8 protein-coding genes are annotated in these 8,195 nt (G+C 67.5%); 5 read left to right on the top strand and 3 right to left on the bottom strand.

The genetic code is table 11. The annotated features are described in order from the left end of the window. Positions 1 to 443: 443 nt before the first annotated feature. Positions 444 to 1,385 (bottom strand): dicarboxylate transporter/tellurite-resistance protein TehA, encoded by a 942-nt coding sequence (gene tehA, locus MFF30_RS11330; RefSeq protein WP_283205889.1) that lies wholly within the window; start codon positions 1,383 to 1,385, stop codon positions 444 to 446. Between the two features lie 70 nt (positions 1,386 to 1,455). After that, positions 1,456 to 2,847 carry an aminotransferase-like domain-containing protein gene (locus MFF30_RS11335; RefSeq protein WP_238279493.1) on the bottom strand — a complete coding sequence of 464 codons (1,392 nt, stop codon included), beginning with the start codon at positions 2,845 to 2,847 and terminating at the stop codon, positions 1,456 to 1,458. Between the two features lie 195 nt (positions 2,848 to 3,042). On the opposite strand from MFF30_RS11335, the gene MFF30_RS11340 reads away from it, so the two are divergent. From MFF30_RS11340 to MFF30_RS11360, 5 genes are all read left to right on the top strand, one after another. Next, positions 3,043 to 3,447 (top strand): DUF983 domain-containing protein, encoded by a 405-nt coding sequence (locus tag MFF30_RS11340; RefSeq protein ID WP_238279494.1) that lies wholly within the window; start codon positions 3,043 to 3,045, stop codon positions 3,445 to 3,447. Between the two features lie 101 nt (positions 3,448 to 3,548). Continuing rightward, positions 3,549 to 4,775, top strand: a complete 1,227-nt coding sequence (gene hemA / locus MFF30_RS11345; protein ID WP_238279495.1) for a 5-aminolevulinate synthase — start codon at positions 3,549 to 3,551, stop codon at positions 4,773 to 4,775. 45 nt (positions 4,776 to 4,820) lie between these two features. Then, positions 4,821 to 6,239 (top strand): cytochrome ubiquinol oxidase subunit I, encoded by a 1,419-nt coding sequence (locus MFF30_RS11350; RefSeq protein ID WP_238279501.1) that lies wholly within the window; start codon positions 4,821 to 4,823, stop codon positions 6,237 to 6,239. 10 nt (positions 6,240 to 6,249) lie between these two features. After that, complete coding sequence (gene cydB, locus MFF30_RS11355; RefSeq protein ID WP_238279497.1) at positions 6,250 to 7,257, top strand: cytochrome d ubiquinol oxidase subunit II; 1,008 nt, start codon at positions 6,250 to 6,252, stop codon at positions 7,255 to 7,257. Next, complete coding sequence (locus tag MFF30_RS11360) at positions 7,257 to 7,397, top strand: DUF2474 domain-containing protein (protein ID WP_238279498.1); 141 nt, start codon at positions 7,257 to 7,259, stop codon at positions 7,395 to 7,397. Before cydB ends, MFF30_RS11360 begins: the two co-directional genes overlap by 1 nt. Positions 7,398 to 7,562: 165 nt before the next feature. Here the strand turns inward: MFF30_RS11360 and MFF30_RS11365 are convergent. Next, a partial coding sequence (locus MFF30_RS11365; RefSeq protein ID WP_238279499.1) for an aminotransferase class I/II-fold pyridoxal phosphate-dependent enzyme occupies positions 7,563 to 8,195 on the bottom strand: 633 nt, incomplete at its 5' end.

Below are 8,195 nucleotides of genomic sequence, written 5' to 3' on the forward strand. Positions count from 1 at the left end.
GGTGCTGACGTCGGACACCAGCAGGTCATCAAGGGCGTCGTCCTGCTCGCCGCCGTGGCCCTCGACATGCACAACAAAAACAATCGGTAGGGAATGGCCTCTGTCTGCACGTCCAAACCTTCGCGTGGTCGAGGTGAACCGCGCCGGGTTTTCCGGAGGCTGTTGGGTTCGAGTCAGGATCTGGATCGGCGTTGAGCGATGACGCGTCTCATAGGTCATCTCACGTCAATGGGGCGTTCGCTGAACTGCCCGGAGAGTGGGGTCGCGATCGGTACCGATCCACTCTTGGACGGTACTTCACGAAAGCAGACGCTCGCGCTGTATTCCCGGAAAGCTGTTTGATCGACACATGCGTAACCTGTCGACCCAACGAACCGAGCACGCCGAGGATCGCTATCGGGGGTTCGCAAGCGCAATCATGGCAGCGGCTTCTTGCACCACCCTCATGATCGGCTGCCCGGAAGTAACTTGCGTTGATGCAGGAGAACGACGGTCCTGAGCGCGGTCCAGCCAATGAAAAGGTTGGCGATGATGAACAGCGGAATGGCGAGGTTGCCGTTCGGCCCCTCCAGCCCCCGCTCCGTCAGGCGCAACGCGGCGAGCGGGAGGGCCGAGACACCGAAGGTATAGGCCCAGGCTGCCGGCGAGAACGGCTGCATCCGCAGCCAGGGAACGAGCCGCACCATGACGAGGGCCTGAAACAGGGCATATCCGAAGAGGATCTGCGCGAGCCGATCCGGCGGCCCATCGGTGACGGACAGGTAGGCCACGCAGGCAACCGCCGGCGGGGCGAAGTGCAGCCCGAGCGAGGCACGCAACGGCACCGGCAGGGTCCTCAGGATCATGCGATGCACGACGATGGATTCCAGCGTCAGCCACGACAGGAGCCCGGCCCCGAAGTAGAGCAGTCCGAGATCCTTCATCCCGAACGACGCACACGTGATGGCCGCCACGAAGCCCCCGCCGACCGTCGGCATGTAGAGGATCGGCGTCGTTGCCTCGAAAGCGCGGCCGCCCATCCAAAGGGTCCCTGCACCCCATGCGGCAAACAGGGTCACGCCGACGAGACCTGCCAGAGCCATCAACCAAGCGGCGGCTGGCCAGTGAGGGGCGAGGCCGACACCGGCGATCATGGTGGCGACGGGTGCCAGTGACGTGAAGAACGAGGATGTCGGGTCCCGTGCCTCTTGAAGAACGGCGTGTCGGTCGTTTCGCCAACGCGCGGCGTATAGGCATAGCCACGTGAACCAGACCGCGACGCCGAGAATGGAGATCGCCTCACCGATCCAGTTCGGTGCCAGGCCGAGCCGCGCGGCCGCGCGCCAGCCATTTCCGAGGCCGCAGAGTCCGAGGACCATCCCGAAGAAAGCTGCCGGTACCCGCATCCGCGCGAGCCGGGCCGCGGGTTCCCCAAGCCTTGTCGGACGGTTTCGGCTGCCGGATGGACCCGCCACCTCAGACCACCGTCGAGATCGCGCCGGGTGGATGCGACAACAGCGTGGCGAGCAAGCTGAGGCCGTATCGCAGCGTTTCGGCATCCGGGGCCGCGCCCAAGGAGACACGGATCGCCTCCGGGGCGGGCCCGACCGCGAAGGCGTCACTCAGGACGACGCACAGCCCGAGTTGCCGTGCGTGGGCCCCGAACTCGCCGCGGCGCCACTGTTGGGGAAGGTGGAGCCAGAGGTGATGCCCACACGGATGCGCCTGGATATCGAGGCCCCGCAGCATCTCGCGCGCGACCGCCTGCCGAAGGCCGTTCTCGTGTCGGATCGCCGAGACGATGGCGTCGAGCTCCCCGTCGGCGATCCATTGCGACGCGAGCCCGGCCGTCAGTGGGGACGCCATCATGTTAATGGCACGCAGCTCGGCGCCCAGCCGCACCGCCTCGTTCGTTCCAGGCACGGCGACATAGGCGATGCGCAGGCCCGGGGAGACGCATTTGGACAGCGTCGCGATATGCCACGTGATGTCTCCCGCAATGGCCGCGATGGGGGAGGGACCTTCGTGCGACAGGGCGCCGTAGGCATCGTCCTCGATGATCGAGACCCCGTGCGAGCGTGCAATCTCGGCGATTCGCTCGCGCCGGGTGGTCGGCAGCGTCGCGGTCGTCGGATTGTCGAGCGTCGGCACGAGGTAGAGGGCCCGTGGCCGCTCGGACCTGCAGCTTTCGAGGAACGCTTCCGGGTCGAGTCCCTCCGCGTCGCAGGCCACCGGAATCAAACGAGCGCCCCGCCGCTCCGCCGCCATGCGCAGGCCGGGGTAGGTCAGGGCGGGGACGCAGAGGGCGTCGCCAGGCTTGAGGAGTGCGGACAGGACAGCGAACAGGACCACCTGGGCGCCTCCCCCAACCAGGACGCGCTGGATCGGAAGCGGCCCGAGCCGGCGGCCGAGCCATTGCCCCGCCGCAACCCGGTCGGCCATGTTCCCGGCACTGTCCTGGTACTGCATTCGGTCGCGGAAGCCCGCTGAACCGGCCAAGCGCGCGAGACCTGCCTCCATACGCTCGGCCAGACGCGCAGCGACCGGCTGGGGCGGCATGTTCATGCTGAAGTCGACGCTCCCGGACGGGTCCGTCTGACGCGCATCGACGGTCGATGGCGCGGAACCGCGAACGAAGCTGCCCCTGCCGGTGGTCGCATCGATCAAGCCGGTCCTGCGTGCCTCGTTGAAGGCGCGCGTGACCGTGGTGAGGTCGACGTTGAGATGCTTGGCCAAGGCACGTTGCGGCGGCAGGCGGACGCCGGGCGTGAGCCGCCCGGCGCGAATGTCCTCCGCCAAAGCCTTGACGATGGCCAGGTACTTGGGACCTGCGTCACCTGCGATTGTAGGGCTCCAAGATTCCATCATTGACCCCTGTTCACGCAATAGTGTACGCATACATTAGACATACTGACAAGGCGAGACGCGCTCTTGTCGGGGGGAGTCGCCTTCGGAGCAATCGGCTTCCAAGGTGAGCGTATGGATTTCTAAGCCATACATTGAGAGCGTGCAAGGCGTACCTCCATACAGCCGGATACAACGAGCAAGTCAGGGACCTGGACGATGCAAGGGACGACCGATCTATCCCTCCTGTCAGTAGGCCTGCGGTGCCGTTGCCCGCGCTGCGGCGAGGGGCGTCTGTTCGACGGCTTCATCACCCTGAGGCCCCGCTGCGAGGCCTGTGGCCTTGACTACGGGTTCGCCGATCCTGCCGACGGACCCGCCTTCTTCATCATGATGACGATGGCCTTCCCGGTAACCGCGTTCGGCATCTGGCTGGAGCTCACCTATGACCCGCCGGTCTGGATCCATGCGATCTCGACGCTTCCGCTGCTGCTGCTGGCCTGCGTGCCGATCATCCGGCCGCTGAAAGGGTTCTTCATCGCCAGCCAGTACATCCACAAGGCCGAGGAAGGGCGTTTCGAGGTCCGGAAGGCGCCCGATGGCGATCCCGCGCCCAAGGATTGACGCCACTGCTTTCCCGCGCGGGCTCGGACGGACGCGCGCCGGCGGCATGGCCCGTCCCTGGGCCTGCCTTGACCCGATACGACCTGACGAGGACTGGGACGATGCTCCCCTATTCCGACCTTTTCGATGCCTCGCTCCTGAAGCTGCGCGAGGACGGCCGCTACCGGACATTCATCGAGCTTGAGCGCAACGTCGGTACGTTTCCGACAGCCGTCTGGAGGCACCCCGACGGCAGCTGCCGCCCGGTCACGGTCTGGTGCAGCAATGACTACCTCGGGATGGGACACAGCCCCGAGGTCCTCGGCGCCATGCACGCCGCCCTCGACCGCTACGGCGCCGGTGCGGGCGGCACCCGCAACATCTCCGGGACGGCTCACGAGCACGTGCTTCTGGAGCGGGAGCTGGCCGAACTGCACGGGAAGGAGGCCGCCCTTCTGTTCACCTCGGGCTACGTCTCGAACCTCGCGGCGCTGAGCGTCCTCGGACAGGTGCTGCCCGGCAGCCTGATCCTGTCCGACGCCGGCAACCACAACTCGATGATCGAGGGCATCCGCCGCGCGGGGACCGAGAAGGTGATCTTCCCGCACAACGACGTCGCCGCGCTCGACGCGCTGCTGTCCCGGTGCGATCCCGCCCGACCGAAGATCGTCGCCTTCGAGAGCATCTACAGCATGGACGGCGACGTGGCGCCCATCGCCGAGATCTGCGACGTCGCGGAGCGTCACGGGGCGCTCACCTACCTCGACGAGGTGCATGCGGTCGGGATGTACGGCCCGCACGGCGCGGGCATCGCGGAACGCGAGGGCGTCGCCCATCGCGTCACCCTCATCGAGGCGACGCTCGGCAAGGCCCTGGGCGTCATGGGCGGCTACGTCGCCGGGCCGTCGACGGTCGTCGACGTCATCCGCAGCCACGCGGCGGGCTTCATCTTCACGACCTCCCTGTGCCCGCACATCGCCGCCGGCGCCCGGGCGGCGGTGCGCCACCTCAAGCACAGCCAGGCGGAGCGGGCGGTGCAAGAGCGCAACGTGGCGATCCTGATGGCGATGCTGCGCGAGGCCGGCCTGCCGGTCCTGCCGAGCCAGAGCCACATCCTGCCGGTGATGGTCGGCGACGCCCATCTCTGCCGGCGGATCAGCGAGGCGTTGCTGGAGCGCCACGGAATCTACGTGCAGCCGATCAACTACCCGACCGTCCCGCGCGGGCGCGAGCGCTTGCGCATCACCCCGACGCCGCTCCATACCGAGGATCACATGCGAGCGCTCGTTGGAGCGCTCGTCGAAGTTCGCTCACGACTGGGATGGGGCGATGTCCCATCGGCCGCCTGACGGCGCCTGCCCTCCACCTCATCGGGATACGAATAGATGACCGACATGCTGGTGAACCTGGACGCCCTGCTGCTCGCGCGATGGCAATTCGGGTTCACGGTGGCGTTCCACATCGTGTTCCCGGCCTTCTCCATCGGCTTGGCCAGCTACCTGGCGGTGCTGGAGGGGCTGTGGCTTGCCACCGGCCGCCAGGTGTTCATCGACCTGTTCCGGTACTGGATCAAGATCTTCGCCATCGCCTTCGCCATGGGCGTGGTGTCCGGCTTGGTGATGTCCTACCAGTTCGGCACCAACTGGTCGGTCTACGCCGACAAGACGGGCCCCGTGCTCGGCCCACTGATGGCCTACGAGGTGCTTTCGGCCTTCTTCCTGGAGGCCGGATTCCTTGGTGTCATGCTGTTCGGCATGACGAAGGTCGGCCCGCGACTGCACTTCCTCGCGACCCTGATGGTCGCGGTCGGGACGTTCTTCTCGGCGTTCTGGATCCTGTCCGTGAATTCCTGGATGCAGACGCCGCAGGGGTACGCCACAAATGCCGCCGGCCAGTTCGTACCGGTCGATTGGTGGGCCATCGTCTTCAACCCGTCCTTCCCCTATCGCCTCGTCCACATGGTCCTGGCCGCCTACCTCACCACCGCCCTCGTGGTCGGCGCGGTTGGTGCCTGGCACCTGCTGCGCGACCGGGCGAACGAGGGCGCGAGGACGATGTTCTCGATGGCCATGTGGATGCTCGCCGGCGTTGCGCCCCTCCAGATCCTGGCCGGCGACGCCCACGGCCTGAACACGCTGGAGCACCAGCCCGCCAAGGTCATGGCCATGGAGGGCCACTTCGAGAGCCATCCGGACGGGGCACCCCTCATCCTGTTCGGCCTGCCCGACCAGGATGCCGGCGTGGTCCGCTACGCGGTCTCGGTCCCGAAGCTTTCATCCCTGATCCTGAAGCACGGCCTTAACGAGCCCCTGAACGGGTTGGACACCGTGCCGCGGCAGAACTGGCCTCCGGTCCCCGTCGTGTTCTGGTCCTTCCGGGTGATGGTCGGCCTCGGCATGCTGATGCTCCTGCTCGGCGTGGCAAGCCTCGTCGCACGCTTCAAGGGGAAGCTTCACGAATGGACGGCCCTTCACCGCTTCGCCCTCGCGATGGGGCCTGCGGGCTTCGTCGCCGTGGTGGCGGGGTGGATCACCACCGAGGTCGGGCGCCAGCCCTTCACCGTCTACGGGCTCCTGCGCACGGCCGAGTCGGCGTCGCCGCTCTCCACCCCGGCCGTCGCGACATCGCTCGTCGCCTTCGTGGTGATCTATTTCGCCGTGTTCGGCATGGGCATTTTCTACATCCTGCACCTGATGGCGAAGTCGCCGCACCGCGGTGAGCACGGGATTGAGCCTGGAGCTCCGATCCGGACCGCCGGCATCACGCCCGCGTCCTCCGTCGACCCCGACAAACACATGCAGCCGGCCGCGTAGGAAAACCGACATGTTCGACACCATCGACCTGACGGTGGTCTGGGCCCTCATCATCGCCTTCGCGGTCTTCGCCTACATCGTGATGGACGGCTTCGACCTCGGCATCGGCATCCTGTTCCCGGCCCTTCGGCCGGGCCACGAGCGCGACACGGCGATGAACTCCATCGCGCCGGTCTGGGACGGCAACGAGACGTGGCTGGTGCTCGGCGGCGGCGGCCTGTTCGCGGTGTTCCCCCTGGCCTACGCGGTGATCCTGCCGGCGCTGTACGCCCCGATCATCGCCATGCTGCTCGGCCTGATCTTCCGTGGCGTCGCCTTCGAGTTCCGGTGGCGCGACCCGCGCCACCGGGCCCTCTGGGACGTCGCCTTCACCGGAGGCTCGGTCGTCGCGGCGTTCGCTCAAGGCATCACGCTCGGCGCACTCCTGCAGGGCATCAAGGTCGAGGGCCGTGCGTATGCCGGCGGCTGGTGGGACTGGCTGACCCCGTTCAGCCTCCTCGTCGGTCTCGGCATCGTCTGCGGCTACGCCCTGCTCGGTGCCACCTGGCTCGTGATGCGGACGGAAGGCCGTCTTCAAAACAGGGCGCGCACCTTCTCGCTCGGGCTCGGCGCAGCCACGGTCGCGGTCATCGCGGCGGTCAGCGCCGCGACGCCCTTCCTGGAGGGCAAGTACTGGGAGCGCTGGTTCGCGATGCCGAACCTGCTCCTCACCGCCCAGGTGCCGCTCCTGGTCGCGGTGGCCTCGATCCTGTTCTTCCGTGCGCTGCGCGCCGGTGCGGAGAGAACCCCGTTCCTGCTGGCGCTCGGCCTGTTCCTGCTGTCCTTCGTTGGGCTGGGGATCAGCATCTTCCCCGACGTCGTGCCGGGGCGGATCACGATCTGGGAGGCCGCGGCACCGCATTCGAGCCAGGTTTTCCTGCTCGTGGGCGCATCGGTCCTGATCCCGATCATCCTGGTCTACACCGCCTATTCGTACTGGGTCTTCCGAGGGAAGGTCGACGCCGCAGGATATCACTGATGGACGAGGTATCCGAATACCAACGCCAACCTGTTCCTTTGTGGCGTCGCCTCCTTTGGTTCGCCCTCCTGTGGGTCGGCAGCGTCCTGACGCTCGGTCTCGTCGCCGGGGTCCTGCGGACGTGGCTCAGGGCGGGCTGATGCACTGAGGGGGATCGGCTCGGCGCCATGGTCGGCACCGGCGAGCCGGGACGACGTTCCTGGCTGCCCGCAAGCGGGGGAATCGGCCGCTGGGGCCGGGGCGCCGCAGGAACCTGATCCCGCTTCGCAACGCAGCCGGCGCACGCACAGGAGCAGAATGCCCAGTCAGATGTAGGACGACGCGAGGGCCGGCGAACCTTCCAGCGCGTGGGCGAGCACTTCCAAGCCCTGTGTAATCTGCTGCCGGGTGGAGGGGCCGCCGAGGCAGAGGCGCACCGCTTCGGGCGGTGTTCCAGCGACGCAGAACGGGTCGCTGGCAACGACGCCGAGCCCGGCGGAACGTCCCTGGCTGGCGAAGGAAGAGCGGGTCCAGCCCTCCGGTAACGTGATCCAGACGTGGAAGCCGTGCGGATCCGCGGTGTAGGTCCCGGCCGGAAGCAGTGCGGTGGCGATGCGCTGGCGCGCGGCCGATTCCTCGCGCACGAACTGCACGATGGCATCCGCCGTGCCGTCCAGGATCCAGCGCGTCGCCAGCGTGGCCGAGATCGGCGAGGCCATGACGGTGGCGGCACGCAGGGCGCTGGCGAGGGGAAGGGCGGACCGGGCACTCGGGGCCACCAGGAAGGCAAGGCGCAACCCGGCGCCGAGGCACTTGGAGAGGCCGGCCACGTAGTAGGTGATCTCGGGGGCGAGTTCCGCGAAGCTCGGGGGCGGCGCCGGGCAGATGCGCGCGTAGGCATCATCCTCGATGATGGTGACGGCATACCGGCGGGCGACCGCGATGATCGCCTCCCGCCG

Source organism: Methylobacterium goesingense (assembly GCF_022179225.1).
Lineage (GTDB): Bacteria > Pseudomonadota > Alphaproteobacteria > Rhizobiales > Beijerinckiaceae > Methylobacterium > Methylobacterium goesingense.

Coding starts and splice junctions, on each gene's coding strand:
- hemA (WP_238279495.1), top strand. CDS start 3,549: ATGCTCCCCTATTCCGACCTTTTCGATGCCTCGCTCCTGAAGCTGCGC.
- MFF30_RS11335 (WP_238279493.1), bottom strand. CDS start 2,847: ATGATGGAATCTTGGAGCCCTACAATCGCAGGTGACGCAGGTCCCAAG.
- MFF30_RS11350 (WP_238279501.1), top strand. CDS start 4,821: ATGCTGGTGAACCTGGACGCCCTGCTGCTCGCGCGATGGCAATTCGGG.
- cydB (WP_238279497.1), top strand. CDS start 6,250: ATGTTCGACACCATCGACCTGACGGTGGTCTGGGCCCTCATCATCGCC.
- MFF30_RS11340 (WP_238279494.1), top strand. CDS start 3,043: ATGCAAGGGACGACCGATCTATCCCTCCTGTCAGTAGGCCTGCGGTGC.
- MFF30_RS11360 (WP_238279498.1), top strand. CDS start 7,257: ATGGACGAGGTATCCGAATACCAACGCCAACCTGTTCCTTTGTGGCGT.
- tehA (WP_283205889.1), bottom strand. CDS start 1,385: ATGCGGGTACCGGCAGCTTTCTTCGGGATGGTCCTCGGACTCTGCGGC.